20 protein-coding genes are annotated in these 25,896 nt (G+C 72.7%); 7 read left to right on the top strand and 13 right to left on the bottom strand.

What is annotated here, in order from left to right:
* Window positions 1-64: 64 nt before the first annotated feature.
* Window positions 65-928 (top strand): AraC family transcriptional regulator, encoded by an 864-nt coding sequence (locus AW271_RS21450; protein ID WP_062339194.1) that lies wholly within the window; start codon window positions 65-67, stop codon window positions 926-928.
* Window positions 929-935: 7 nt separating this feature from the next.
* Here AW271_RS21450 and AW271_RS21445 read toward each other — a convergent pair whose 3' ends face one another.
* From AW271_RS21445 to AW271_RS21420, 6 genes are all read right to left on the bottom strand, one after another.
* Entirely contained in the window at window positions 936-3,017 is a 2,082-nt protein-coding gene (locus AW271_RS21445; protein WP_245653149.1) for an alpha-galactosidase, read from the bottom strand.
* A 5-nt stretch (window positions 3,018-3,022) separates the two neighbouring features.
* Window positions 3,023-3,841: a carbohydrate ABC transporter permease gene (locus AW271_RS21440; protein WP_062339192.1), complete on the bottom strand. Its 819-nt coding sequence runs from the start codon at window positions 3,839-3,841 to the stop codon at window positions 3,023-3,025.
* Window positions 3,834-4,730, bottom strand: a complete 897-nt coding sequence (locus AW271_RS21435; protein ID WP_062339191.1) for a carbohydrate ABC transporter permease — start codon at window positions 4,728-4,730, stop codon at window positions 3,834-3,836. The genes AW271_RS21440 and AW271_RS21435 overlap by 8 nt, the downstream gene beginning before the upstream one ends.
* Window positions 4,727-5,998: an ABC transporter substrate-binding protein gene (locus tag AW271_RS21430; RefSeq protein WP_062339190.1), complete on the bottom strand. Its 1,272-nt coding sequence runs from the start codon at window positions 5,996-5,998 to the stop codon at window positions 4,727-4,729. Before AW271_RS21430 ends, AW271_RS21435 begins: the two co-directional genes overlap by 4 nt.
* Window positions 5,999-6,009: 11 nt before the next feature.
* Complete coding sequence (locus AW271_RS21425) at window positions 6,010-8,427, bottom strand: glycoside hydrolase family 97 catalytic domain-containing protein (protein WP_062339189.1); 2,418 nt, start codon at window positions 8,425-8,427, stop codon at window positions 6,010-6,012.
* 178 nt (window positions 8,428-8,605) lie between these two features.
* Window positions 8,606-9,199: a hypothetical protein gene (locus tag AW271_RS21420; RefSeq protein ID WP_062339188.1), complete on the bottom strand. Its 594-nt coding sequence runs from the start codon at window positions 9,197-9,199 to the stop codon at window positions 8,606-8,608.
* 40 nt (window positions 9,200-9,239) lie between these two features.
* Here AW271_RS21420 and AW271_RS21415 point away from each other — a divergent pair, with 40 nt between their 5' ends.
* Window positions 9,240-9,917, top strand: coding sequence for a MerR family transcriptional regulator (locus AW271_RS21415; RefSeq protein ID WP_083977000.1), 678 nt, complete (start codon window positions 9,240-9,242; stop codon window positions 9,915-9,917).
* On the opposite strand, the gene AW271_RS21410 is transcribed toward AW271_RS21415, so the two are convergent.
* Both AW271_RS21410 and AW271_RS21405 read right to left on the bottom strand, forming a co-directional pair.
* Window positions 9,914-10,576 carry a response regulator gene (locus AW271_RS21410; RefSeq protein WP_083977076.1) on the bottom strand — a complete coding sequence of 221 codons (663 nt, stop codon included), beginning with the start codon at window positions 10,574-10,576 and terminating at the stop codon, window positions 9,914-9,916. The two genes, AW271_RS21415 and AW271_RS21410, sit on opposite strands and share 4 nt — an antisense overlap.
* Entirely contained in the window at window positions 10,573-11,709 is a 1,137-nt protein-coding gene (locus tag AW271_RS21405; RefSeq protein ID WP_157554467.1) for a sensor histidine kinase, read from the bottom strand. The genes AW271_RS21410 and AW271_RS21405 overlap by 4 nt, the downstream gene beginning before the upstream one ends.
* A gap of 144 nt (window positions 11,710-11,853) precedes the next feature.
* Here AW271_RS21405 and AW271_RS21400 point away from each other — a divergent pair, with 144 nt between their 5' ends.
* Together AW271_RS21400 and AW271_RS21395 are read left to right on the top strand one after the other, a co-directional pair.
* Window positions 11,854-12,255, top strand: coding sequence for a DUF6326 family protein (locus AW271_RS21400; protein WP_062339185.1), 402 nt, complete (start codon window positions 11,854-11,856; stop codon window positions 12,253-12,255).
* Between the two features lie 375 nt (window positions 12,256-12,630).
* Entirely contained in the window at window positions 12,631-13,605 is a 975-nt protein-coding gene (locus AW271_RS21395; RefSeq protein ID WP_157554465.1) for a hypothetical protein, read from the top strand.
* Here AW271_RS21395 and AW271_RS21390 read toward each other — a convergent pair.
* Window positions 13,577-14,593: a helix-turn-helix domain-containing protein gene (locus AW271_RS21390; protein WP_062339183.1), complete on the bottom strand. Its 1,017-nt coding sequence runs from the start codon at window positions 14,591-14,593 to the stop codon at window positions 13,577-13,579. The genes AW271_RS21395 and AW271_RS21390 overlap by 29 nt on opposite strands.
* A 99-nt stretch (window positions 14,594-14,692) precedes the next feature.
* Between AW271_RS21390 and AW271_RS21385 the strand changes: the two genes are divergently transcribed.
* Together AW271_RS21385 and AW271_RS21380 are read left to right on the top strand one after the other, a co-directional pair.
* Window positions 14,693-15,592 carry an alpha/beta hydrolase gene (locus AW271_RS21385; protein WP_174553108.1) on the top strand — a complete coding sequence of 300 codons (900 nt, stop codon included), beginning with the start codon at window positions 14,693-14,695 and terminating at the stop codon, window positions 15,590-15,592.
* A gap of 16 nt (window positions 15,593-15,608) precedes the next feature.
* Window positions 15,609-16,313, top strand: coding sequence for a haloacid dehalogenase type II (locus AW271_RS21380; protein WP_062339181.1), 705 nt, complete (start codon window positions 15,609-15,611; stop codon window positions 16,311-16,313).
* A gap of 7 nt (window positions 16,314-16,320) precedes the next feature.
* On the opposite strand, the gene AW271_RS21375 is transcribed toward AW271_RS21380, so the two are convergent.
* The 3 genes from AW271_RS21375 to AW271_RS41520 all read right to left on the bottom strand — a co-directional run bounded on the left by AW271_RS21375 (window position 16,321) and on the right by AW271_RS41520 (window position 23,935).
* On the bottom strand, window positions 16,321-20,973 hold the full coding sequence (locus AW271_RS21375) for an outer membrane protein assembly factor BamB family protein (RefSeq protein WP_062339180.1): 4,653 nt from the start codon (window positions 20,971-20,973) through the stop codon (window positions 16,321-16,323).
* 41 nt (window positions 20,974-21,014) lie between these two features.
* A complete protein-coding gene (locus AW271_RS21370; RefSeq protein WP_169806375.1) occupies window positions 21,015-22,154 on the bottom strand; it encodes a HupE/UreJ family protein in 1,140 nt (379 codons plus the stop codon).
* Window positions 22,155-22,291: 137 nt separating this feature from the next.
* Window positions 22,292-23,935, bottom strand: a complete 1,644-nt coding sequence (locus AW271_RS41520; protein WP_218008118.1) for an aminotransferase class I/II-fold pyridoxal phosphate-dependent enzyme — start codon at window positions 23,933-23,935, stop codon at window positions 22,292-22,294.
* A 61-nt stretch (window positions 23,936-23,996) separates the two neighbouring features.
* Between AW271_RS41520 and AW271_RS21360 the strand changes: the two genes are divergently transcribed.
* A complete protein-coding gene (locus AW271_RS21360) occupies window positions 23,997-24,545 on the top strand; it encodes a CGNR zinc finger domain-containing protein (protein ID WP_062339178.1) in 549 nt (182 codons plus the stop codon).
* 318 nt (window positions 24,546-24,863) lie between these two features.
* Here AW271_RS21360 and AW271_RS21355 read toward each other — a convergent pair whose 3' ends face one another.
* A complete protein-coding gene (locus AW271_RS21355) occupies window positions 24,864-25,811 on the bottom strand; it encodes an AraC family transcriptional regulator (protein ID WP_062339177.1) in 948 nt (315 codons plus the stop codon).
* Window positions 25,812-25,896 lie beyond the last annotated feature (85 nt).

The raw sequence follows: 25,896 nt of genomic DNA, 5'->3' as shown, positions 1-25,896 counted from the left end.
TGTTCTCTTTCCAATCCAATGTCTGTTTCACGTCTGCACCTGGACGATCCGCCATACTGGGCGCATGCCGATCCAGGAGGGGTTCCGCAACCAGCGGCTGACCGTCGTGCCGCGCCGGGTGGTGGCCGAGGCGAGCACCCGGCCGGTCACCCGGCGGCTCATGGTCACCGACACCGGCTACTACCCCGTGGCCACAGATCACCTGATGAGGCGGCCCAACGGGATCGAGGAGGCGGTGTTCATCCTGTGCGCCGGGGGCCTCGGATGGGCGACCGTGGGCGGCGTCCACTACCGGGTCGGGTCGAACGCGGCCCTGGTGATCCCGCGCGGCGTGCCGCACGCCTACGGCGCGTCGGCGGAGGCACCCTGGACGATCTGGTGGTGCCACCTGCGCGGCACCGACCTCGCCGAGCTGCTGGAGGAGATCGGTGCCGGGCCGTCGCGGCCGGTGGTGTCGATCCGGCGGCTCGACCGGGCGGTGGCGCTGCTCGACGAGATCGTCACGATCATGGAGCGCGACCACTCCCCCGCCGCGCTGACCGGCGCGGCCGGGGCCGCCTGGAAGCTGCTCACCCAGATCGTGCTCGACCGGGTGATGCCGGTGCCGGGCGACCCGCTCCAGCGCGCGATGGCCTACCTGGCCGAACGCCTCGACACCACCGTCCGGGTCGCCGAGCTGGCCGCGCTGGTGGGCGTCTCTCCCTCCCACCTGTCGGCGCTGTTCCGCCGGGCCACCGGCGGCGGGGTGCTGGCGCACCACACCACGTTGCGCATGGCCCAGGCCCGCAACCTGCTCGACACCACCGACGCCACCGTCGCCGACATCGCCCGCGAGGTCGGCTACACCGACCCGTTCTACTTCTCCCGCCACTTCCGCCGCCTGCACGAGACCAGCCCGACCGAATACCGCAACCGAGCCAAGGGCTGAGCCCGGCTCAGACCGCGACGACGCGGAAGAGCACCGAGCGGTCGACGTCCAGCGACGGGGCCTCCACCCGCAGCGCCCGGCCGGGCAGGGTGACCCCGGTGTGCTGCCACGGCGGCAGCACCCCGCCGGGCGTCTGGCCGGGATACACCGCCTCGACCCGGTAGACGCGGTCGGCGTCCAGGCCGGGGAAGGCGATGCGGCCGGGCGGCCAGACGGCGGGCCGGTCGACCACGCTGAACGCGTAGAGGGCCGCCGAGCGGTCGGCCGCCACCACGCCCTCCAGCCGGAAGGCCGGGTCGGGCAGGTCGGCGTGCACGACGTCGCCCGAGTGCAGCAGGGCGCGGTGCTCCTTGTGGAAGGCGACCCAGGCGGTCAGCGCGGCGAGGGTCGCCGCGTCGGCGGTGAGCAGGTCGACCTCGACGCCGAGGTGCCCCCACAACGCCTTCTCGGCGCGGTAGTCGAGAGGGTGCACGCGGTGGGTGGTGTGCGACTCGGCCGCGCCGATGTGGGTGCCCTGCATCTCCGGCGGCACCAGCAACCCGGTCCAGCGCTGGATCTCCAGCCGCTCGTGCGGGTCGTTGCAGTCGCTGGGCCAGATCCGGTCGGCGAACTCCAGCACGCCGAGGTCGACCCGGCCGCCGCCGCTGGCGCACGACTCGATCTCCAGCCCGGGATGGGCGGCCTTGAGCTCGGCCATCAGCCGGTAGACCTGCTCGACCTGCCGGCGCACGCCCGGCCGCTCGCCCGCGTCGAGCAGGTAGCGGTTGTGGTCCCACTTGATGTACGCGATCTCCAGCGCCGCCACCAGCCCGCTCATCCGCTCGAACACGTGGGCGTAGGCGTCGGGGTGGCCGAGGTCCAGCACGTGCTGGTGGCGGGAGGGCAGGCCGGGGCCGTGACCGGCCTGGAACACCCAGTCGGGGTGCCGCCGGGCCAGGTCGGAGTCGAGGTTGACCATCTCGGGCTCGAACCAGAGCCCGAAGTCCATGCCGAGCTCGCGCACCCGCGCGGCCAGCGGTCCGAGCCCCGAGGGCCACACCTCGGGGTCTACCGTCCAGTCGCCCAGCGAGGTGGTGTCGTCGCGGCGGCCGAGGAACCAGCCGTCGTCGAGCACGAACCGCTCGGCGCCGACTTCCGCGCCGCGTTCGGCCAGCGCGACCAGGGTGTCGAGGTCGTGCCGGAAGTAGACGGCCTCCCACGTGTTCAGCACCACGGGCCGGGGCGGCCGGGGCGTTGTCCGCAGGTGGCGGTGGAAGCGCCCGGCCAGCTCGTCGAGGCCGTCGCCCCACGACCCGTACTGCCAGCGGCTCTGGAACGACTCCCCGGGGCCGAGCACGACCTCGCCCGGCAGCAGCGTCTCACCGGCCGCCAGGTGGCGGGTGCCGGCCGGGGTCAGCTCGGCGGCGAGCACCTGGTTGCCGCTCCACGCCAGGTGGGTGGCCCACACGAGCCCCCGCCGGAACCCGAAGCCGCGCTCCCCGGCCGCCAGCAGCAGGGTGTGCTCCAGCCCCGGCTTGCCGCCGCGCGAGGCGCGCACCTGCTCGCCGACCTGGAACGGCCGCCGTTGCGGCACCCGCTCCAGCGCCCAGCGCCCGGTCAGGTCGAGGATCTCGGTCGCCTCCGGCGGCACCGGCAGCGCCAGCTCCAGAGACCCGATCCGGTACGGCTCCGCCCCCTCGTTCACCACCCGGGCGCGCTGCCGCACCAGCCCGCTGCCGGGCAGCACCTCGATCTCGACGTCGAGCGCGAGCCCGAACTCGGGGTCGCGGGCCGCCGAACGCAGCGTCGTGCCCTCGACCGTGTACGCGGCCTCGCGGAACCAGGGCGCCCAGCGCCGCCCGTCAGAGTCCCCGACGAGCCCGGGGCGGCCGAGCCAGCCCTCGTGGAGCTGCGGCAGCACCGGGACGGGCTGCGGGTAGGTGACGGCGCTGTCGCCGACGGCCGGGAGCGCCGCCCGCTGGAGGTCGGCCAGCGCGCCGGGCCCGAGGTCGCCCAGATCGGGGCCCCAGTGCAGGACGCGCGGCAGCCGTCCGCCGTCGACGGCGACGACCACGCTGGTGCCGCCCGCGCGCAGGTGGATCGGGTTCATCATTCCTATCCTTTGAGTCCGCTGCTGGCGATGCCCCGGAAGAACTGGCGCTGCAGCAGCAGGAAGACGAGCACGAGCGGGATCGAGCAGACGAGCGCGCCGGCCATCAGTGTCGGGTAGTCGGTGCCGAACTGGCCCTGGAGACCGGCCAGGCCGACCGGCAGCGGCCGGTTCTCCCCCGATGGCGAGACGATCAGCGGCCAGAGCAGGTCGTTCCACGAGTAGAGGCCGGTCAGCACGGTCAGCGCGGCCAGCGTCGGCTTGGCCATCGGGAGCATGACGTACCAGAAGACCTGGAAGGGGTTGGCCCCGTCGAGGCGGGCCGCCTCCTCGAAGTCGGCCGGCATGTTCAGGAACGCCTGGCGCATCAGGAAGGTCCCGAACGCCGAGAACATGCCGGGGATCGCCAGGGCCGGCAGGGTGTCGAGCAGGCCGAAGTCGCGGATCAGGCCGTACTGGCCGATCAGGAAGAGCTGGCTCGGCACCATCAGCATCGCGACGAACAGCCCGAACAGCACGTTCCGGCCGGGGAACGGCAGCCGCGCGAAGGCGTATCCCGCCAGCGCGGCCACCGCGACCTGGCCGACGACGCGCAGCACGAGCGAGCCCGTGGAGACGGCGAACATCGACCAGAACGGCACCGTCGAGAAGAACGTCTCGAAGGCGTGGAGGCTGAACTCCTCCGGCAGGACCGTCGGCGGGATCCGGGCCACCTCGGGCGTCGTCTTGAAGACGGTGAGGATCTGCCAGGCGAACGGCACCACCATGATCACCGATGCGACGATCAGCAGCAGGTGGATCGGCCACGTGCGGCGCTCACCCATAGAACACCCACGATCTCTGGAGCCGGAACTGGAGCGCCGTCGCGATCATGATCACGATCAGCAGCACGATCGCGATGGCCGCCCCGTAGCCCTGCTGGAACTGCACGAACGCCTTCTCGTAGAACAGGTAGACGATCGTCTTGGAGTCGGCCAGCGCGGTGTTGTTCACGCTGCGCAGCATGATGAAGATCAGGTCGAACATCTGGAGCGCGGCGATCACGGTGAGGATCGTCACGAAGAAGATGCTCGGGCTCAGCAGCGGCACGGTGATGTGGAAGAACTGCCGCACCCGGCCCGCGCCGTCGAGCGCCGACGCCTCGTACACGGCCTTCGGGATCGCCTGCAGGCCCGCGCCGAGGATGATCAGGTTGATGCCCAGGCCCATCCAGACGCCGACGGCGGCGAAGGCGTAGATGGTGAACCGGGGGTCGGCGACCCAGTAGTGGCCGTCGACGCCGAACCACGACAGCACGTAGTTGAGCAGCCCGAAGTCGCCGTTGTAGATGAAGCGCCAGACCATGCCGACCGCCACCGGCAGCGTCACCACCGGCAGGAAGAACAACACCCGGTAGACCGAGCGCCCCCGGCTCACCTGCTCGATCAGCGCGGCCAGCACCACCGCCAGCGGGATGCCGAGCAGCACGAGCACGGTGTACAGCGCCGAGTTCCCGAACGCCTGCCACACCTCGCCGTCGCCGGCGAGTTCGGCGTAGTTGTCCAGGCCCGTGTACGTGGCGGGCCCGAACGCCGGGACGTCCTGGAAGCTCTTGACGAACGTCGACAGGAACGGCCAGAGGTAGAGCGCGACCAGGCCGACGGTGGCGGGCGCGACGAACAGCAGCGCCCACCCCACGCCCGGCCTGTTCGCGCTCTTCGCTGAGGACGTCATTGCTTGGCGAGCACCTCGTCGACCGCGGCCTGGTACTCCTTGGCCGCCTCTTCGACGGGCTTGACGCCGTCCCAGGCCGGGGCCAGGTACTGGGCGGCCAGGCCCTGCCACTCGGCGGTGTTGCCGGCGACCGGCAGCGGCACGCTGTAGTCGATGGCGTCGATGAACACCTGGAGCTTGAACTCCGGCATCGAGTCGAGCCACGGCTGCTGGGTGCCCTTGTAGGCCGGGAGCACGGTGCCGGTGGCCGCCTGGATCTCGGCCGCCTTGGCGCCGCCGAGGAAGACCAGGAACTTCTTCAGCTCCTCGGGGTGCTTGCTGCCGGCGTACCCGGCGTTGCCGATGCCGCTGGTGACGGTGGCGCGCTTGACGCCCTGCGGCAGCGGGGCGACGTCGACCTTGCCCTTCAGGTCGGCGTTCTTGTGGAAACGCAGCGCCCAGTAGGCGCCGGAGAAGTACATGGCGACCTTCTGGCTCTCGAACATCGACACCGCCTCGGTGTCGGAGAGCTGCTTGAGCGTCGGCGAGACGCCGGCCTTCTGCAGGTCGGTCCAGAACTTCAGCCCGGCGACCGCCTCGGGCCCGGCGAAGTCGGAGGCCGTGCCGCCCGGCTTGATGATGCCGCCGCCCGCCTGGAGGATCGTGTTGTAGTAGCCGCCCTGCGCGTCGATCGGGGCGGCGATGCCCCACACGCCCTTGGCCGGGTCGGTCAGCTTCTTGGCGGCGTCCTGCACCTGCTGCCAGCCCCACGTGTCGTCGGGGTACGTGACGCCCGCCGCGTCGAACAGCGCCTTGTTGTACCAGATGCCGTTGGTGTCGAAGTCCTTCGGCAGGGCGAAGATCTTGCCCTCGTACGTGTAGGAGTCGGAGACGGCCTTGGGGTAGGCCGTCATGTCGATGCCTGCGGTCTTCACCGTGTCCGACAGGTCGATCAGCGCGCCGCCCTTGGCGTACTCGCGGAAGTGGTCGGCGAGCATCCAGAACGCGTCCGGGGCCGTGCCGCCCGCCGCGCCGACCTGGAGGGTCGACCAGTACTCGGGCCAGGGCAGGGTCTGCACCTTGACCGTGATGTTCGGGTTCTCCTTCTGGAACTCGGTGGCGATCTGCTCCATCGCGGGGGCCTGGTCCTCGCTCCAGTTGGCGTAGGTGAGCGTGACCTTCTCGCCCGCCGGGGCGGCCTCGCCCGTGGATCCGCCCGTGGATCCGCTGGAACAGGCGGTGAGGAGGGTCGCCGCCACGGCCAGGGCGGCCGTCCAGGTGTGTCTCATGTCGTACCTCTTCAGTTCGTGCTGGGGGGCTGGTTGACGTGGACGATGGGGTCGACCCAGTCGACGTGCGCGGAGTCGTCTCCCGAACCGCGCAGGACGAGCGTGCGGACGCCCGAGACGTCCAGGTCGAAGGGGATGACCGGCCGACCGGCGGTGACGTCGGCGGTGAAGATCTCCCGGCCGTCGGCGAGCACCGCGACCCGGGCGTCGCCGGCCGACTCGTCGTCGACGCCGACGGCGCCGGTGAGCCGGTGGGCGCAGCCGCCGAGATGGAAACGCGCCTCCGAGGGCGGCGCGGTGCCGAGGCCGCGGGCGAACTCCCGCCCGGCCACCCGCAGCGGGCCGCCGTCGCGGGGGTTGCCGCCGCCGTTGGACATGTCGCGCTCGACCGGGCCGTCGGCGTTGGTGAAGGCGATCATGGGCAGGTCGGAGAGGGCGTGCCCGCCCTCGGTCAGCGGGCTGATCACGCGGGTGTGCGCGACGACCGGGACGCCGTCGTCGCCGTCGCGTTCGACGGTGACCACGCCGAGCCGCCCGGGGAGCAGGCCATGTGCCCGGACCAGCCATTCCGTTCCGGTACGCCGCTCGGCGGTCCAGCCCGGGGGCAGCCGCAACCGGGCGTCCGGGTCGGTGACGAGAGTAGCGGTGCCGTCGGCGCCGAGTTCGGCGATCGGGGCGGCCTCCGGCGGGGTCAGGCGGGGCCGGGGGCGGGCGCGGAAGAGGTCGGCGCCGGCCGGGGCGACGACGGCGGCGAACCCGCCGTCGCGGGCGATCTCGACGTCGAAGGAGCCGGTGGCCGTGGTCTCGGTGAGGTCGTCTCCGACGATCCACACCTGGGCGTCCGGCCCGGCGATGTCGTCGAGGGGCACGTGGATCGTGCGGGCCTCGCCGGTGGCGACGCCGCCGACGAACCAGCGGTCGCCCGACCGGCGCGCGATGACCGCGTGGCTGTCGGGGTCGCCCGCCAGCAGCACGGTCTCGTCCCAGCTCGGGGCGAGTTCCGCCAGGAACCGGGCGGCGGCCGGGCGGGCGGTGTAGGCGTCGACGTGGTCGGCGAAGTGGGTGATGCCGCACTCGAAGGCCACCGCGAGGCCCAGTTCGTGGCCGTCGCCGGTGGTCCGGCCGGCCGCCCCGAAGGCGACCGGGGTGGCGTCCATGGCCCCCACGACGTTGCGGGTGAAGGGCTGGATGACGTTGTGGGCGGCGGTCAGGGCCTGGTTCTCGAAGAACACGTAGTATTCGGCGCCCCTGATGGCCTCGTAGCCGATGACCTGGGGGAAGGTGCGGGCCCAGCCGCGCGGGATGACCGAGCCGTGGAAGTTGACCATGAGGCCGAGCCGGGCCGACTCGGTGAGGATCGTGTCGTACCAGCGGTAGCGGTCCTTCGACTCCGACTCCATGAAGTCGACCTTGATCCCGGCCACCCCCCACGACCGCCAGAGTGCGAGTCTGCGCAGGTCTTCGGGGCTGTTGAGGTCACGCCAGATGGTCCACAGGTGCACCTGGACACCCCGCAGGCTCGCGTACGCGACGATCTCCGGGACCCAGGTCTCCTCCCAGCCGCAGTCGATGAGCAGGTGCTCCCAGCCCAGGTCGGCGGCGACGTCCACGAAGTGCCGCTGCTTGGCGAGCTGCGCGCCGGAGTAGAAGTCCGACCACCACGACCAGGCCGCCCGGCCCGGCCGCACCCAGTCGGCCGCCGCCAGTTCGGGCGCGGCGGCCGGGGCCAGTTCCTCGACGAACAACGAGGAGACCAGCTCGGCCGGGCTGCCGACGAGGAGCACCCGCCACGGGGTCACCGGGCCCCGGGCGACCTCGACGGCCGCGTCGGCGAGGGTGACGCGCAGGACGCCGTCCCAGCGCACGTGCGCGCCGGAGAACCGGCCGTCGATGCCCGACTCGGTGATCAGCAGGTGCAGGTCGGGGCCGAGGCGGGTGAGGAACGGCAGGCCGTAGGCGCCCTCCGCCAGGTCGGCGGTGTCGGCGCCGTAGCGCGGGGTCTCGTACCAGGTCTGGTAGTCGAGCACCCAGTTCCGCGATCCGGCGGGCAGCGGCACGGCGGTGTGGTCGGCGGTGATCTCGGCGACGCCGTCGAGGAGCGGCAGCGCGTAGCGCACGGCCACTCCGTGGGGGCCGGTGCGCAGGATCGCCTGCCAGACCACGCCCTCCTCGCGGAAGGTGTGCACGGTCTCGTGGTGCTCGTAGTCGTGCGGGCCGGTCGCCTTGCCCGATCGGAGCGTGAACCGGTCGCGCACCACCCGCTCGGTGACGCCCACCTGCTCCGGGGCCACGCCCAGCCGGGTGCCGCCCAGGGAGAAGCCGAGCGCGACCCCGTCCACGACCGTCGCCGCACCTCGGCTCACGGTCAGCCGCACGCCCTCGCCGGTGATCCCGATCAGGGCGCGGGTGCCATTCGTCTCGTCGCTCACACCTTCTCCATCGCTGCTTCGCCTCAGGCCACGGCCGAGCATAAGTCCAGGTCAGCGGCGGGCCGTCCGTTGGGGGCGGACCGCCTCACTAGACAGATGAACGCGGGTGAGGAAGAAACTATGGGTGCTCTGAGCGTGGCCGGAATGGTGGAACCGTGAGATGGGCTGGACGATCCGACTATTTCACCAGGCGGAGTCCGAGGAAGACGTACCAGAGCATGACGGGCAGGTGCAGGGCGTAGCCCGCCTGCTCCAGCGCGGCCGAGGGGCCCGCGAGCCCGGTCGTCCAGGGAAGGACGACGGCGGCCAGGCCCGACAGGGCCGCGAGCGCGCCCGCGACCCGCGACCACCGGGGCAGCGGGAGCAGCGCCGCACCGGCGACGGTCGCGGCGACCCACAACAACCCCGCGAGGTTGACCGCCCACTTGGCGGTGAGCAGGACGGGCAGCGCCGCCCCGGGATCATCGGTGAGCTGGGTGACCGCGAGGTTGCCCGCGTCGTGCAGCAGCCCCGCCAGCCCGGCGGCGGCCAGCAGGCCGCCCGGCAGCCCGGCCACGGCGAGCCCGGCGGCGGTCAGCGCCAGCCACCCGAGCAGGTCGAGGGCCAGCGAGGCGAGATGCAGGCCGGTCAGGTCGTGCACGGCCCGGAGTGTGGCGTCGAGATCGGCGGGATTCAGGGTCAACCCCGATGGCGCGGCCACCGCGACTCCGGCGACCATGGCGGTGAACGAGGACAGCAGCAGGACTCCGGCGAGCCTGGACAGGTCGGTCATGCCGGGACCGTAGAACCCTGACGCACGGACAAGGTCAAGCATGTGGCGAATCGGGCGACTGGCCCGCATGGCGGGGGTGTCCGAACGCACCCTGCGCCACTACGACAGAACCGGCCTGCTCAGGCCCGCCGCCGTCGACCACCTCACCGGCTACCGCTGGTACGGCGTGGCCGAGCTCTCCCGCCTCGAACGCATCCGCGCCCTGCAACGCCTCGGCCTGCCCCTGCGCCACATCGCCGACCTGCTCGACGCCCCCGAGACCGAGACCCGCCGGGCCGTCGCCGAGACCCTCGACCGTCTCCGCGCCGACCTCGCCGCCCTGACCGCCACGGCCGCCGAGGCGGAGCACTACCTGGCCGACCCCCTGACGGTCGTCCCCCGGCCCGCGACCGCCGGGGCCCGCCGCCTGAAGGTGCGCCGGTTGACGGCGAGCCACCCCTCCGAGCTGGCCGGACAGTGTTCGGGGACCCTGCTGACCTGGCTCGACGGGCCCTTCTCCGCCGCCGTGGCCGACCAGGGCGGCGAGACGCTGACCCTTCCGGTCCGCCAGGTGGTCAGGGCGGTGCTGCCCACGGCGGAGGGCGTGGTGCGGGCGGGCCACGACCTGTTCACCTGGATCGGCCGCCACGGGCTGACGGTGGCGGGACCGGCGCTGGAGGAGCACCTGATCGACGAATCGGGCGGCCACGCGGTGGTGCTGGACATCCCGGTCGGCTAGCCGGTCAGGCCGGCGTCGTGGGCCAGCAGGGCGATCTGGGTGCGGTTGTTGAGGTCGAGTTTGTCGAGAATGTGGGAGATGTGGGCCTTCACGGTCGCGACGCTCATGAACAACTCGCCGCTGATCTCGGCGTTGGACCCGCCCCGGCCCACGGCGACGGCCACCTCCCGTTCGCGTCGGCTGAGCAGGCCCAGCACGCGGACGGCGTGCTGCCGCCGGGCGGCGGCGCCCGTGTCGGCGACGTGGGCGATCAACTGACGGGTCACCGTCGGCGACAGGATGGGCTCCCCGGCCGCCACCCGGACGATCGCGCGCAGGATGTCGGCGGGCGGGGTGTGCTTGAGCAGGAAGCCGCTCGCCCCGGCGCGCAGGGCGCGCAGCACGTACTCGTCGGCGTCGAAGGTGGTCAGCACGACGACCTCGGGCGGGTCGGGCCGGGCACGCAGCAGCTCGGTGGCGGCCAGGCCGTCGAGCACGGGCATGCGGATGTCCATCAGCACCACGTCCGGGCGGCAGGACTCCACCGCGGCGGGCACCTCGGCTCCACCGGCCGCCTCGCCCACCACGCTCAGCTCGGGCGAAGCGCCGATGATCATGACCAGGCCGGCTCGCACCAGCGGATCGTCGTCCACGATGAGGACCCGGATCACGTCGTTCACCCCGGCCACGGCAACCAGGCCCGCAACCGGAACTCACCTGCGGCGGTCGGGCCGTACTCCAGCCGTCCACCGGCCAGACCGGCCCGCTCGGCCAGGCCGATCAGGCCGCTGCCGCCGCCCGGGATCCCGGCGTCGGCCGCGCCGGCCGGGTTGCGCACCTCGACCGTGAGCCCCTCCCCCGCCGCGCCGCCGACGGCCACCGACACCTGGCCGTCGCGGCCGTGCTTGCGGGCGTTGGTGAGCCCTTCCTGGACGATCCGGTACGCGCCCCTCCCGATCGCCGCGGGCGGCTCCCCCACCTGGCAGTCGAGCAGCACTCGCATACCGGCGCGGCGGGACTGATCGACCAGTTCGGAGAGGTCGGCCAGGGTGGGCTGAGGCTGCTCCGGCCGCCCCTCCTCCGGCCGGTCGAGGCCGGCCCGGAGCATGCCGATGACCTCGCGCAACTCCTCCAGCGCCCGGTGCGCGCTGTCGCGGATCACCCCGGCGGCCCGCGCGACCTCCTCGGGCGCGGCGTCGGTACGCAGCTCCAGCGCCCCGGCGTGCAGGCTGAGCAGGGACAACCGGTGGGCGAGCACGTCGTGCATCTCCCGGGCGATCTGGTCACGCTCGGACTGGCGGACCTGGGCGAGGTGCAGTTCCCGCTCCGATTCGACCCGCCGGGCCCGTTCACGCAGGGACTGCCGCCGGGCTCCCACGAACATGCCCCAGGCGAGCACGGCGGCGACGCAGGCGAAACCGAGCAGGATCTGCCACCAGGGCAGGACCGGGACGTCCGGCCGGACCAGCGGCGTCAAAAACGGCACCAGCGCACACCCGGCCACGATCGGTCCGACCACCGCCGGTCGCCGGTGCGCCGCGACGGTGAACACCGCGATCAGCGCCACCCCGGCGGCCGACATCGAGTAGACGCTGACCGCCACCGCGACCACCGCGAACCCGACCGGCCGGCTCCTCCGCGACCACACTCCCAGGCAGCTCAGCCCGCCGAGGACGGCGTCGACGGCGAACGGCACCGGCGCGGGATCCTGGCCGAGGCTCTCCACCAGGCCGAGCGCCGTGAGGGCGATGGCCAGCAGGAACAACGCCACATCGGCCGCCCAGTCGCGCCTGGAGCGTCCCGGGGTCGTCACGATCAAAGGCTACGTCGGCCCTCGGTCCAGCGGAATGCGACCAAAGTCGATGCCGCACCGCCACCCTTCGGCCGAAGCGCCGCGCCGGCTCGTCGCGCCAGCCTGTCCCCATGACCACGATCCAGAAGAGGCGCGGAGGCCGCCATGAGTGACGTGCGAGCGAGACTTTCCACCCTGTGGATCGTCGTCCTGTTCACCATGATCTACGCGGATGTGCTCAGTTTCCTGGACGGCGAATTCCTGCGAGGGCTCATGGCGGGGCATGCCGGGGGCGTGCCCGTCACCCCGTTGCTCCTGGTGGGGTCGGCGGTCATGGTCGAGATCCCGATCGTGATGGTGGTGTTGTCGCGGGTGTCGCGACCGGCGATGATGCGGCGGGTCACCCTGGTGGCCGCCCCGCTGACGGCGGCGTTCATCATCGGCGGCGGATCGGCGAAACCGCACTACCTGCTTCTGGCCGCCGTGGAACTGGTGTGCCTGGCCGTCATCCTGCGGCAGGTCTGGCGCTTGGAGACCGCCCCCGCCGTGAGCCGTCCAGCGGAATGAGGCTCGGGCCCGGCGAGCCCGCATGTCCGACTCTGCCCTGGGGCCGAAACCGTCGGCGCAGGTCTTCCCCGCTCCTCCTTCGTCAGGTCGACGGGATCTTCGCCGCCCCAGCCTTGATCAGGTCGACGTGCCATTCCCGCCCAGCCTTCGTCAGGTCGACGTGATGTTCCCCGCCCAGCCTTCGTCAGGTCGACGTGATGTTCCCCGCCCAGCCTTCGTCAGGCCGACGTGGTTTTCCCGGCCATTCCGTCGTCGGGTCGACGTGGTGTTCTCCGCCCATCTGCCCCGTCGCAGCTGAGTGGGCTCTCAGCGCCGCTCAGCGGGATCACAGCTCCGACCGAGCACACTCGTCGCGTCACGGGGTGAGGAGTTCGGATGAGAGCCGATGATTTAGGCGGGCCGGGCGAGTGGCCCCGCATCGCGGTGGTGTGGTGCTCGCTCTATGGGGCGGCCCACGTGTGGTGGTTGCTGGACCCGGGGTCCCGCTTCGCCCCTCCCGAGGAGTCGTTCTCGCCCGGCCGGCAGGTCGCGGTGGCGCTCGCCTTCACGGCCGCGGCGGTGTGCTGGGTGATCGCCGCCGGCATCGCCGACCGCTGGGGCGCGCCCGCGCGGTGGGCGCTGGTGGCGGTGGCGTGGGTGGCCGGGGCCGGGCTGATCGTCTATTCGTACATGCTCGTCATCAGTCTGGCCACCATGCTCTTCGGTCAGGTCGACCACTGGGGAGCCCTGCTGACCCGTGCGGCCGGGGCGGCGGCGGGCGTGCTGACGCTCGCGGGTGCGGTCGGCGAGCAGCGCAGGGTGCGGCGGGCCTGCGTGCACTGCGGGCGGGTCCACGGGCGTTCGCCGGAGCGGCGCACCGACCCGGCGCCGCGATGGGCCTACCTCGCCGCCTACGTCGCGATCGGGGGGTGCGCCGTCCGGGTGACCGCGCTGGTCGTCGACTCCGTCGCGGCGGGCAGGCCGCTGCCGTTCACGTCCGGTTCGCCGTTCGAGATCTTCATCGCCCTGCTGATCGTGGCCGGCACCCTCCTGCCGCTGGCGTTGGTCCACCGGTTCGGCCGGATCTGGCCGCGCTGGGTGGGTCCGCTTGCCGGACGTCCGGTGCCGCGATGGCTCGTGCTCGGGCCCGCCCTGTTCGTCGGCGCGGGCCTGGCCGGCTACTTCGGCGTGGCCGGGATGACGGCATGGCTCCTCGGCAGGGGCGGTCTTGCCGAGGCCCCGGTGTGGAAGGTGTCGATGGAGATGTTCGGCTACACGTTCTGGGGCCTGGGCCTGCTCGTCGCCGCAATGTCCTACTACGGGCTGACCAGGCCGGATTGCCCTACCCGTCGAGCAGCCGCCGCACGGTGAGCGCGATCTTGACCCGCGTCCGCCCGCCGGGTTCGGCCAGGTCGATGCCGAGCACCCCGCCGAGCTGGCCGAGGCGGCGGGCGACGCTGCTGTGGTGCAGGTGCAGGAGCTCGGCCGCGCCGCGCAGGGAGCCGGTCGAGCAGTAGGCGTCCAGGGTCCTGAGGTCGTCGGGGTGGTCGGCCAGGCGGGCGAGCGCGGCCACGTCGGCGTTGGCGCGGGCGATCTCCGGCGGTACGTCGGCCAGCAGGGCCAGCGCGCCGAGATCGGCGTACCGGATGACGGGTTCCCCCGGGGTCGTGAAGCGCAGGGCGGTCCGCGCCTCCCGCCAGGACCGGCCGAGGCCCGCCCGTGAACCGGCCGGGAATCGCGCCGGGTCGACGGCGGCGGCCAGCAGCACGCCCACGTCGCGGAGGGGCGCGGCCTTCACCAGACCGGCCGGGCAGACCAGGCGCGCGACCCGGTCGAGCGGAGCCGGTGAGACGACGGCGGCGACGGCGACCGGCGGGCCGGGGGCGAAGCCCAGGAGGCGCAGCGCCCTCGCCCTGGCCGCCTCGTCGGCGTCCTCGCTGATCACAAGTTCGACGAGGGCGGGGTCGGCCATGGTGGTGCGGGCCGGGCCGTAACGCTCGACGACCGACGCGGCGGCGAGGGCGAGGCGGTCGAGCAGGAGTTCGTCGAGCGGGCCGGGCGGGCCGGGGCGTTCCAGCCAGACCGCGCCGATCTCCTCGTCGTCGAGGGAGATCGGCGTGACCGTGGACGGCGGCGGGGCCGGGGCCCGCGCCCGGCCGCCGTCGGGCGCGAACCGGATCACCCGCCCGCCGTCGTGGAGCCGGATGCCGGCCACGCACTCGGCCAGGCCCGCCGAGGCGCGGGCCAGGGCCGGGAGGTCGACCCGGCGGCGCATCAGCGTGTCGTAGAACATGACGACCCTGATCGCCCCCTCGGCCTGGGAATCCAGGTGCGACAGGCGTACGGCGAGTGCCTCCATGCCCCGAGGATAAAAGCCCGCAGTACGGCGCGGATTCCGGCCCGCCCACGCGACGGATGGCGGATGATCCCGGGCGCGGCGGCCGGGAGGATGGCCGCCATGGATCCCGAACTCGACCCGTTCGTCCCGCTGATCCCCCGGCCGAACTACGCCGACCCGGTGGCCGAACGCACGATGACCGCCGCGCTGGTCGCCTCCCTGCCCGCCCCGGACACCTCGGCCCTGGAGGTGACCGACGCCGCCGTGCCCGTGCCGGTGCGCGTGTACCGGCCGAGGGACACGCGGGGCGCGGTCGTCTGGCTGCACGGCGGCGGGGGCATCGTGGGCGACCTCGACACCGAGCACCCCTCGGCGGCCCGGCTCGCCGAGGCGTCGGGCGCGCTGGTCGTCTCGGTCGGCTTCCGCCTCGCGCCCGAGCACGTGTTCCCGGCCGCCCTCGACGACGCCTACACCGTGTTGTGCTGGCTCGCCGAGCACGCCGCCGACCTCGGCGTCGACCCGGATCTGATCGCCGTCGGCGGCATGAGCGCGGGCGGCGGCCTCGCGGCGGCCATGACGCTGCGGGCCCGCGACGAGGACGGCCCGCCGATCCGCTTCCAGCTCCTCAACCAGCCGATGCTCGACGACCGCAGGCACACCTGGTCGGCGCGGGCCTTCACCCGCACCCCCCGGCTCGACGCGGAGAACCTGGCCCTCATCTGGCGGGCCAACCTCGGCTCCGCCCCCGCGACCCCGTACGCCGCCCCCTCCCGCGCCGCCGACCTGTCGGGCCTGCCGCCCGCCTACATCGCCACGGCCGAGTTCGACCCGCTGCGCGACGAGGGCCTCGCCTACGCGGTGCGCCTCCTCCAGTCGGGCGTCTCGGTCGAACTGCACCAGTGGCCGGGCACCTTCCACGGCTCCCAGGCGATCCTGTCGGCCCGGGTGTCCCAGCGGCAGAACGCCGAACTCGGCGCTGCCCTGCGGCGTGCCCTGGAGACGTCTGACCAGCCCGGTTAGCGGGGAGGTCCGAAGGATGGACCGCGTGCTGGTGTTCGACGTCAACGAGACCCTGATCGACATCGAGTCGATGAACCCGCTCTTCGAGAGGATCTTCGGCGACGCCCGGGTCGTCCGGGAATGGTTCGGCCAGCTGATCACGTACTCGATGACGGCCACGTTGTCCGGCCGGTGGACCGACTTCTTCACCCTCGGACAAGGGGTGCTCGGGATGCTGGCCGACGTCCACGGCGTCGAGATCACCCCGCACGACGTCGCCGACGTCAAGGAGGCGATGCGGACCATGCCCGCCCACCCCGACGTCGAGCCCGGCCTGGCCCGGCTGCGGGAGGCGGGTTTCCGGCTGGTCACCCTGACCAATTCGCCGGCCGCCGCTGACGCGCCGAGCCCGCTGGAGCACGCGGGGCTGGCGTCCTACTTCGAGCGCGCGTTCACCGTCGAGGCCGCCCGCGCCTACAAGCCGGCCCCGCGGGTCTACCGCCTGGTGACCGAGGGCCTCGGCGTGCCGCCGTCGGCCTGCCTCATGGTCACCTGCCACGTCTGGGACAGCGTCGGCGCCCAGAGCACCGGCTTCTCGGCGGGGCTGATCACCCGGCGGGGCAACGCGCCGCTGCCGGTGGCCGCGCTGCCGCGGCCCGACTTCGTCGCGCCCGACCTGCCGGCCCTGGCCGGGAGAATCGTCGAGGGCCGGCCCGGATGGATTCCGGACCGGCCCCGGTGAACGGCGGTTACGGCGCGGAGACCCCGTCGAGGATGCCCACCGCGTCGGTGCCCGGCGTGACGACGAGCTTGCGGGTCAGGGTGTACGACCCGCCCGCCGGAACCTCGACGTTGAACCGGCTCATCACCCAGTTGCCCGCGGCGAAGACGTCGAAGGCCGACGCCGGGGCGCCGTAGACGAGGCCGAAGACCTGCGGGTCGGTGCCGGTCATGCCGATGTACGGCTTGGTCGGCGTGTAGGCCGCCGCCGTGCCCGGCACCACGACCCCGGCGCCCGGGATGACGCTGGCCTGGCCGGCCGCGTCGTGGTCCATGGCGTCACCGGTCCACAGGTTCAGCGGGGTCGCGCCGGCGTTGCTCAGCTCCGTCGCGACCGTGGCGAAGTCGTCGCCCGGCTTCAGCGTGTACGTCGTCGTCGCCGTCAGCCCCGTGAAGCCGGTGACCGGGCCGGACACCCGGACGACGGCCTTGTCGCCGGTCGCCTGGACGATCTTGACGTCGGTGGCCGCCACGGTCCGGATGTCCCACGCGCTGCCGCCGGTCGGCTGGGTCGCCGAGACGTAGGGCAGGTTGATCCAGTCGAACTGGTCGGCCATGCCGCGCACGGCCACGTCGACCGGCTTGCCCCGCGTGCCGCCGGAGAGCTGCGCGTCGTTGTAGGCGTCGGCGACGGCGACCGAGAGCTTGTCGTTCTCGATCACGACGTCGCCGGCGCCCGCCTCGACCAGGCCGGAGCCGATCTGCTTGCCGTAGCTCGCCTCGACCGTGACCGGGCTCAGCGAGACGTCGGCGACGCCGTTGCCCTCCGCCGGCACGGTGACCGTGGCGGTGGCGGTCAGGTAGCCCAGCTTGGCCACCCGGACGTCGTACGGACCGGCGGGGGCGTCCACGAGGTACTTGCCCTGGGCGTCGGTGGCGGTGGTGGCGACCACCGCGCCGGCCTTCTCCAGGGTGACGCGGGCGCCCGCGACGGGGTCGCCGCCCGCGGTGACCGTGCCGGCCGCGCGGGCGGCGTCCGGGACCGTGTCGTCGTGCAGGTCGATCTCGCCGGCCCACTTCGCGATGTTCCGGGTGGGGTCGCCGCCGCTGGTCGCGTAGTCGGTCAGGTGGTAGAAGCTGAACTGCTTCGTCGCACCGGGGGCCAGCGTGGCGTCGTAGTAGAGGCCCTCGACGTAGCCGTACGCGCCGACGGCGGCCGGGGTGTCGAGCGCCCAGGCGAGACCGTGCGCGGCCTGGCCGTTGGCAGTGGCGGCGTCGGCGCCGACGTAGACGTACTTGCCGGTCCAGCCGGTGGTCTTCAGGCCGGGGTTGGTGCCGGCGAAGCCCGGGATGCGGCCGTTGTCAACCGAGCTGTCCGGGTCGATCATGTAGTTGAAGTAGCCCTGGTAGCCCGTCGTGCCGGTGTTGGTCAGCTTGACCGTCATCTTCACGATGGGGGCGCCGGGGAGGGTCTCGTACCGGACCTGGGCCTTGATCGCCGGGTTGGCCTTGTACTGGCCGTTGCCGACCACGGCCGCGCCGTCGACCGACAGGTCGGGCAGGTCGATCAGGTCGTTCGGGCGGTCCCACGAGTCGGGCGGGGTGAGGCTCGGACGCAGCAGCATCTCGCCCCAGTCGAGGGTCTCGGCGCCGTTGGCGTCGTTGAGCATCAGGTCGGACAGGTGGCCCTGGCCGAGACCGCCCGCGCCGTTGTTGGCGGCGGTGTACGGGGTGATCGAGGCCCGGATCTTGTCGTTGGCCAGGTAGTAGTACTCCTTGCCCGCGACGAAGTCGGTGCGGGTGCTGCCGTTGCCGTAGTCGGGCGTGTACGTCGACTTGCCGGCGACCGGATGGGTGACCTTGATCAGCTTCAGGTCGGCCTTCTGGTCGCCGGTCGTGCCGACGGTGACGCCGACGGCCGAGCGGTCGTCGGCGATCAGGCCGCGCTTGGCCGCGGTGACGTTCCAGGTGGCCGCCGCCAGGCCGAGGGTGTAACGGCCCTTGGCGTCGGTGCTGGTCACCGCGGTGTCCTGACCGGCGGCGACGGCGGTGACCTTCGCGCCGGCGATCGGGTCGCCGGTCTCCTCGTCGGTGACCGTGCCGCTGACCGTCGCCCAGCGCGGCGCGGACTCGCCGCCCGGCACGTAGGCGTACAGGTTGCCGTCCCAGGCGCCCGCGACGACGGTGTTGCCGCTGACGGCCGGGCCGGCGCCGACCCAGGTGCCGATCTCGTGGTTCCACAGGATCTGGCCGGTGTCGGTGGCCAGGGCGTAGAACCGGCCGTTGTTGGCGCCGACGAAGAGGGTGTCGCCGGCGACGACCGGGCTGGACATGACGCCGCCGTGGTAGATGTCGCCGGGCAGCAGCCGCTCCCAGAAGACGTTGCCGGTCTGGGCGTCGAGGGCGACGACCGCGCCGCTCGGGAAGCCCATGTAGACGACGCCGTCCCTGACGGCCGCGGCGCTCGGGGTCGAGCCGCTGGAGACGAGCGAGGAGCGCGGGCTCTGGTAGGTCCAGAGCGTCGCGCCGGTCTTGGCGTCGCGGGCGACCATGCCGTTGTTGGCGCCGATGAAGACCTTGCCCTCGGCCGCCGTCGGCACGCCGTCCTGCCAGCTGCCGAGCGCCTCGGTGCCGGTCCACTTGCGGGCGCCGGTGGCCAGGTCGTAGGCGAGCACGCGGTCGGCGGTCTCGTTGCCGACGAACACGGTGCCGTCCATGACGGCGGGCGTGCCGTCGCTCATGGTCGCGCCGGACATCGGGGAGGCCCAGATCTGCTTTCCGGTACGGGTGTCGAGCGCCTTCAGCACGCCCTGGCTGCCGATGCCGAAGCGGGTCTGGTAGGGCCAGAGCACCGTGTGGCCGGAGACGGCCGGCGAGTAGTAGCCGTAGGTGCGCTGGTTGTTGGGGGCCGGGGCCTGCTCGGGCACGGCCTTCCAGCGCAGCTCGCCGGTCTCGGCGTCGACGGCGTACAACTCCGAGCCGAGGGTCGGCGCGAAGACCAGGCCGTCGCCGAAGGCGAGGCTGCCGTGGATCGACTGCGGCACCTCGACGTTCCACAACTCCCGGCCGTTCCTGAGCCGGATGGCGTGGATGCGGCTGTTGCCGTCGCCGTTCTCGTCGCGGGTGCCGGCGTACACGACGCCGTCGTGGATGACCGGCGAGCCGGTCAGGAAGGTGCCCTCGGAGCGGAAGCTCCAGGCCAGGCGGCGGCCCGGCTCCTGGGCCGGCGCGACGCCGGTGTGGCCCTGGTCGCCGTGGTGCTGGGTCCAGTCGTCACCGGCGACCGTCTTCAGCTCCGGCTCGTCGGTGAGGGTGAACTCGGCCGACTTGGTCCACACCTTGCCCGCCGCGTCGGTCACCTGGACGTCGATGCGGTGCGGGCCCGGGGTCTGCTGGCTGTTGGGCAGGTTGCCGTGCCAGGTGAACTCGCCGCTCGGGTAGAGCGGCCGCCAGTTCTTGTCGCCCGCGATCTGGAAGCGCGCCGAGACGACCTCGTCGCCGGTGTCGTAGGCGTTGATCTGCACGTCGGGCATGCCGGCGGCCGGGACCTTCGAACCGGGGGCGGGGTTGACGATCGTGATGCGCTCGTTCTCCCCGTACATGCGGAAGGGGTTCTCGAAGCCCGGGCCGGCCATGTGGATGTAGCGGAAGCCGCGGGGCGCGTTGTCGATCGTGTAGGAGCTCGACACCGTCTGGATGTGCTTGGCGGTCGAGGCGAACGCCGACTTGTTCTCGACGTGGTTGGAGTGCTCGTGGCCGACCAGGATCAGCTGCGCCTTGTACTGCTCCAGCACGTCGCCGAAGGCGTCGTAGGTCGACGGCGAGCCGAACGGCACGTTCATCGGCTGGTGGGTCAGCACGACCACCTCGATGCCGTCGTGCACGTTGGCGGCCAGGTCGTCCTTGAGCCAGTTCAGCTCCTCGTCGAACGGCGCGGAACCGTTGTTCTCCAGCACGACGAAGTGCCGGTTGCCGTAGTTGAACGAGTACCACTCCGGACCGACGTTCCTGCGGTAGTTGTCGATCCGGTCCGCGTACGCCGAACCCCCGGCGTACTCGTGGTTGCCGACAGCCGGCCACACGCCGACGGCCGACTGCTGGGTGCCCCGGCGGTAGGTGTCGAACTGCCCCTGGCTGGCGTCGTTGGTGAGGTCGCCGCTGACCGCGATGAAGCGCAGGTCGGTGCCGGTGGAGTTGATCTCGCGGATCTGGTCGGGCAGCTGCGCGTTGACGTGCGGGTCGGCGATGTTGGCCCAGGAGAAGGTGTCGCCGTCGGAGAGCTCGTCGCGCACGAGCGCGAAGTCCGCGGTCGGCGTGGCGTCGTCGGCCAGCTCGCCGAGGTTCGCCCAGAACCTCGGCTCCTTGTACTGGTCGAGGCCGAACCGGTAGCCGCGGGGCTGGGTGGCCCACACGATGTCGGTCTTGCGGCGGTCGGTGGAGATCGTCAGGGAGTAGGAGCCGTCGGCGGCGGTCGTGGTGGAGACCGTGCCGTCGGACACGCGCACGCGGGCCAGACCGGCCTCACCGGCGTCGCGGCGGCCGTCGCCGTTGGCGTCGGCGTACACGACGCCCGTGACGATCGCCTCGGGCGGGTCGATGGCGTTCGCGGCATATGTGGTGAGCGGACCCGCCACGACACTGACGGCGAGCGCCAGCGTGACGGTGTACAGGACGGCGCGCATGCGCGCGCGTGTCCCGGTTAACGCGGACAATTCGTGATCCTTCAGGTGAGGAGCGGGGAACGCTCGACGAACCAGATGAGACCGGCACCCGCGACGGCGACAGCCGCCCCGACGGTGCCGAGCATGAGGGCGCGGGCGGCGACCGGCCCGGTCGCGGCCCTGCGCAGGAACACCAGCGCCGGGAAGGCCAGCGCGATGAGCGCGAGCTGGGCGATCTCGATGCCGACGTTGAAGGACACCAGGTTGACCAGCATCGGCAACGACGCCGGCCCGTCGACGCTCAGGGAGCCCGCGAACCCGAGCCCGTGCAGCAGCCCGAAGCCGAACACGACGGGCAGCCGGTGGCCCGTCCGGGGCGAGAGCAGGTTGTCGAGCGCCACGAACGCGATCGAGAGCGCGATGAGCGGCTCGACGATCCACCCGGGCACGCTGACCCAGCCGATCGCGGCCAGCACGAGGGTCACCGAGTGGGCGACGGTGAAGGCGGTGGCGACCTCGACGACGTCGCGCAGCCGCTTCGCGCCCAGCAGCAGGGCCAGCAGGAACAGCACGTGGTCGAGCCCGAACAGCAGGTGCTCCGCGCCGAGCAGCACGAACCCCGGGATCTCCCCGAGCGGGTCGGCGTGCCCGGCCGTCACGCTGGTGCGGGCCAGGTCGAGCAGGGCCGAACCCCGGATCCCGTCCACGTCGTAGGCCACGGTCGTGCGGACGTCGTCGACGAGCCCGTCGGCGGCGTCGAAGACGTCGCTGCGCACGGTGAGCGCGCCGGACGCCGGGCACGCGTAGGCGAGCCCGACCCGCACCGCTCCCGAGTCGGTCAGCTCGACGCGCCCGCCCTCCTGGGCGGCGCACCCGATCGAACTGCGGCTCAGCCGCAACGCCCCGCCGATGTAGGCGGCCACCTCGGCCGCGTGCGCGTCGAGCGAGTCGCGCCGCACCCCGGCGGGCACCTCGGCGACCCCGCCGTCCGCGTCCGGGCTCACCACCCCGTCGAGACTCAGCAGCCGCCCCAGGACGTCGTACTCGACGTCGACGACCGCCGCCACCTCTTCGCCGTGCCCCCGCAGGTCGACGGCGACCGAGGTGGCGCGGACGTGCGCCTGCGCCGGAGCCGCGGCGAGGAACGTGACGACGAGGGCGGCGAGCAGGGCGAACAGGCGCACGGGGGGCACTTCCGTCATGGGGGGAATGGCGGTCGTTTCCCAACACTGCTGCGGTCGCTTCGGCCCCGGCAACCTCCGCCGCCCCAATTCACCGACCCTTCCGCTCATGGTCACCCACTGGCCGAAAGGTGGGCTTCTGGGGGTCGGAATCCGTTTCACTCAGCCAGGGCGCCCGCCATCCGGTCGAGGATCAGGTCGAGGACCTCCCGGGTGGTGGCGAAGTTCAGCCGGGCTCGCGACCCTGCGACGGAGCCCACCGCGCCGGAGCCGAACTCGCTCCCGGCGCTGAGCTCGACGCCCGCGTTCCGGCGGAACCAGTCGGCGGCCTCCTCGCCGAGCCCGGCGTCGCGGCAGTCGAGCCAGGCCAGGTAGCCGGCCTCCGGGACGAGCAGGTCCAGGCCCGGCATGGCGGCGACACGCTCGGCGAGGTGGTCGCGCTGCCGGGTCAGGTGGGCGGTGACGGCGGCCAGCCACGCGTCGCCGTGCGCCCAGGCGGCACGGGTGGCCTCCACGCCGAGGACGTTGGTGGCGCCGTACAGGTCGGGCGGCTGGGCGTCCCAGGCGGTGCGCAGCACCGCCGGGCCGACGTGGGCGAGCGCGGTGCGCAGCCCCGCGATGTTGAACGCCTTGGACGCCGACGTCACGGTCACGGTGCGGGCGGCCGTGCCCGCGTCGAGGGCGGCGAACGGGGTGTGGCGGTGCGGGGCGTGGACGAGGTCGGCGTGGATCTCATCGCTGATCACGATCAGGTCGTGGCGTTCGGCCAGGTCGGCGACGCGCCGCAGTTCGCCGGCGGTGAAGACCTTGCCGGTGGGGTTGTGGGGGTTGACCAGCAGCAGGATCCGGGCGCGCCCGGCGCGTACCCGGTGCTCCAGCAGGTCGTGGTCCCAGGTCCAGCCCCCGCCGGGACCGGGTTCCAGCGGGGCCGCGACGAGCGGGCGGCGCATCGACTCCAGGGTGCGCAGGAACGGCGGGTAGTTGGGCGTGAAGGCCACCACGCCGTCCCCCGGCTCGGTGAGGAGCGTCAGGGTCAGCTGAAGGCTCTGGATGAGGTCGGTGACGCCCCGGACGTGACCCGGGTCGGGCCGCCAGCCGTGACGCCGGCGCATACGTTCGGCGAACGCCCCGGCCAGCGGGTGGCCGTCCCAGTCGGGGTAGCCGAGGTCGCCCCGGTCGAGGGCGGCCCCGATGGCCTCGGCGATCACGGGCGCGAGCGGGAAGTCCATGTCGGCCACCCAGGCGGGCAGCAACGACGGTCCGGGGCGGTGCCACTTGACGCCGTGTTTCGCCCGCAACCATCCGATCGGCGCCTCGACCGGATCGGCCGGGCGACGCGCCGCGAGCAGGCAGTCCCGCATGATCTCCATCTGGCCGTGATGCTGGGCCAGTTCCTCGTAGAGGTGCTGGAGGGCCGAGTCACGGGTGAGTTCCCGGCGCGGGCCGAGCGCGCCGGGGTCCGGTTCGGCGTGCAGGGGCGCCCCCGGCCGGGAGGCCCGCACGTCGTCACGGAGCACCTCCAGCGCGCGGGCGGCCCCGTCCCGCAGGAGGGCGACCGGGCCGGCCGCGTGGAACTCCGCCTGCCGGTCGCGCCGCACGGGGCGTCCGGCGACGAGGTGGCCGCCCCAGTACTCCATCACGCCGAGGCAGTGCGTGAGCAGCGCGAACGGGGTGTTGGCCCCGGGCAGGGCGGGCCGGGTGTTGGCCAGCTCGTCGCCGAGCTCGCCGAGGATCGTGCTCATCCCGCCGACCGCACGATCGGCGAAGAAGAGGAAGTCCTCGCCGGTGATCGCCACAGGCATGTAACCGTCTTGCATGGTTACACGATTGCACGTCGCTTCCGTAACCTGTCAAGATGGTTACATGGGGTTCGTGTTCGTGAGCGGCCGCCGCTCCCTCGACTTCGCCGGCACCCGCAAGTGGCGGCACGGCGACGCGCCGGAGGAGCAGCTGCTCTCGCCCGCCGACCTGTCCAGATGGGTGGAGGCCGCCGGACTGCTCGACGTCGTGCCCCCGTTCGGCGAATCCGACCTCGCCACCGCGATCGACCTGCGGGAGGCCGTCTACCGCACGGCGTCGGCCCGCCTCGACGGACGCCGGCCGGACCAGGACGACGTGACCCTCCTGAACGACCACGCCAGACGCCCGGCGCTCGTCCCCACCCTGCGGCCGGACGGAAGCACCCGCCGGTCGGGCACCGTCGGCGAGCTGCTGGCCACCCTCGCCGCCGACCTGCTCGACCTGCTGGCCGCCCCGGTCCCCGGCCCCGGCCGCGTCAAGCGCTGCGCCAACACCGAGTGCACCCGCCTGTACGTCGACGCCTCGCGAGCGGAGAACCGGCAGTGGTGCGGCATGTCCGAATGCGGCAACCGCGCCAAGGTCAGGGCGTTCCGCCGGCGGCAGAGCTTGTAGGGGCTCTGTCGAGATCTCGTGCACCGCCTGGCCACGGCACGGCGGCACCGTCATGATCTTGACGACGCCTCACCGATGGGAGCCACGATGTCCGGCCGCTCACGCGTGTTGTCGGCTTCCGCGCTCTGCGCGGCCGCTCTCGCGGCCCTGGCGTGGCCACGCGGGATCTCGGCTGCTTCAACGACGACGTCCCTGGGGACGGGTTCGACTCGGTCACGTTTACGGGGCCGGACTCGCTGGAGATCCGGGTGGGCGACGGGCGAAGGTTCCCCATAGCGCTCCACCCCGGCTCGGGCCGGCCGCGGACGACGGTCTCCCTCAGTTGCTGACCGCGCCGCTCCGGGCCCGGTGGCCGCTGGGAGACACGCCCCGGACCCGTTTGAACGCGACGCTCAGCGCGAACGCGTTGGCGTAGCCGACCCGCCGGGCCACCGAGTCGATCGTCGTGTCGGACGAGCGCAGCAGGTCGGCGGCGAGCGCGATGCGCCAGCCCGTCAGGTACGTCAGCGGCGGCTCCCCCACCAGGACGGCGAACCGGCGGGCGAACGCGGCCCTCGACGCGCCGACCTTCTCGGCCATGGAGGCCACCGTCCACGGGTGGGCGGGGTCGTCGTGGATGAGCCGCAGCGCCGGGCCGATCACGGGGTCGCTCTGCGCGGCGTACCAGCCGGGGGCGTGGGCCTCGGGGCGGGCGAACCAGGCGCGCAGCGTCGCGATGAGGGCCAGGTCGAGCAGCCGGTCGAGGACGACGCCCTGTCCGGGGCCCTCGTTGTCGACCTCGTGGGCCAGCAGCTCCATGACCGGCGAGGGCGTGCTCGACTTCGGCACCAGCACGATCTCCGGCAGGGCGTTCAGCAGCCGGTCGCTGACCTCGCCGCTGACCTGGTAGGTGCCGCTGGCCACGACCGCCGAGCCCTCGGCGGAACGGCCGCTGGTGCGCGGCCCCAGACGCATCTGGTCGGTGACGTCGGTGAGGTCGAGGGTGGTCAGCCGGTTGCCGGGGAGGACGACGATGTCGGGCGGGGTGGCCGGGTCGTCGCCGACGGTGTAGTGGTTCGGGCCCTTGACGATGGCCACGTCGCCGGCGGACAGCAACATCGGCTCGCCGTGGTCGGGGACGATCCAGGCGTGGCCGCGCAGCGTGGTGGCCAGGGCGAGCCGGGCCTCGTCGGCGATGCGCAGCGCCCACGGCGGCTCGAGGATCGCCCGGCAGAAGGCCGCGCTGCGCGCGCGGACGCCGTCGAGGAGGTCGGCTAGGGGGTCCATGGGCCCAGCGTAGACGTACAGACATGGAATCGAGTCAGACGAACATGGATCGTCTCACCGTTGCCGGATGTACTTGGTCGTACAC

Origin of the sequence: Herbidospora sakaeratensis (genome assembly GCF_001570525.1) — a bacterium.
Classification (GTDB): Bacteria; Actinomycetota; Actinomycetes; order Streptosporangiales; family Streptosporangiaceae; genus Herbidospora; species Herbidospora sakaeratensis.
Note: the sequence above shows the minus strand (reverse complement) of the source record. Positions and strands in the feature narration are given on the sequence as shown.

What these genes read in the sequence shown, in the direction of transcription:
- AW271_RS21430 (WP_062339190.1), bottom strand. Translation starts at nt 5,998, where the DNA reads ATGAGACACACCTGGACGGCCGCCCTGGCCGTGGCGGCGACCCTCCTC.
- AW271_RS21400 (WP_062339185.1), top strand. Translation starts at nt 11,854, where the DNA reads ATGAGTGACGTGCGAGCGAGACTTTCCACCCTGTGGATCGTCGTCCTG.
- AW271_RS21450 (WP_062339194.1), top strand. Translation starts at nt 65, where the DNA reads ATGCCGATCCAGGAGGGGTTCCGCAACCAGCGGCTGACCGTCGTGCCG.
- AW271_RS21380 (WP_062339181.1), top strand. Translation starts at nt 15,609, where the DNA reads ATGGACCGCGTGCTGGTGTTCGACGTCAACGAGACCCTGATCGACATC.
- AW271_RS21355 (WP_062339177.1), bottom strand. Translation starts at nt 25,811, where the DNA reads ATGGACCCCCTAGCCGACCTCCTCGACGGCGTCCGCGCGCGCAGCGCG.
- AW271_RS21440 (WP_062339192.1), bottom strand. Translation starts at nt 3,841, where the DNA reads ATGGGTGAGCGCCGCACGTGGCCGATCCACCTGCTGCTGATCGTCGCA.
- AW271_RS21395 (WP_157554465.1), top strand. Translation starts at nt 12,631, where the DNA reads ATGAGAGCCGATGATTTAGGCGGGCCGGGCGAGTGGCCCCGCATCGCG.
- AW271_RS21385 (WP_174553108.1), top strand. Translation starts at nt 14,693, where the DNA reads ATGGATCCCGAACTCGACCCGTTCGTCCCGCTGATCCCCCGGCCGAAC.
- AW271_RS21375 (WP_062339180.1), bottom strand. Translation starts at nt 20,973, where the DNA reads ATGCGCGCCGTCCTGTACACCGTCACGCTGGCGCTCGCCGTCAGTGTC.
- AW271_RS21435 (WP_062339191.1), bottom strand. Translation starts at nt 4,730, where the DNA reads ATGACGTCCTCAGCGAAGAGCGCGAACAGGCCGGGCGTGGGGTGGGCG.
- AW271_RS21445 (WP_245653149.1), bottom strand. Translation starts at nt 3,017, where the DNA reads ATGAACCCGATCCACCTGCGCGCGGGCGGCACCAGCGTGGTCGTCGCC.
- AW271_RS21390 (WP_062339183.1), bottom strand. Translation starts at nt 14,593, where the DNA reads ATGGAGGCACTCGCCGTACGCCTGTCGCACCTGGATTCCCAGGCCGAG.
- AW271_RS41520 (WP_218008118.1), bottom strand. Translation starts at nt 23,935, where the DNA reads ATGCCTGTGGCGATCACCGGCGAGGACTTCCTCTTCTTCGCCGATCGT.
- AW271_RS21360 (WP_062339178.1), top strand. Translation starts at nt 23,997, where the DNA reads ATGGGGTTCGTGTTCGTGAGCGGCCGCCGCTCCCTCGACTTCGCCGGC.
- AW271_RS21420 (WP_062339188.1), bottom strand. Translation starts at nt 9,199, where the DNA reads ATGACCGACCTGTCCAGGCTCGCCGGAGTCCTGCTGCTGTCCTCGTTC.
- AW271_RS21415 (WP_083977000.1), top strand. Translation starts at nt 9,240, where the DNA reads ATGTGGCGAATCGGGCGACTGGCCCGCATGGCGGGGGTGTCCGAACGC.
- AW271_RS21370 (WP_169806375.1), bottom strand. Translation starts at nt 22,154, where the DNA reads ATGACGGAAGTGCCCCCCGTGCGCCTGTTCGCCCTGCTCGCCGCCCTC.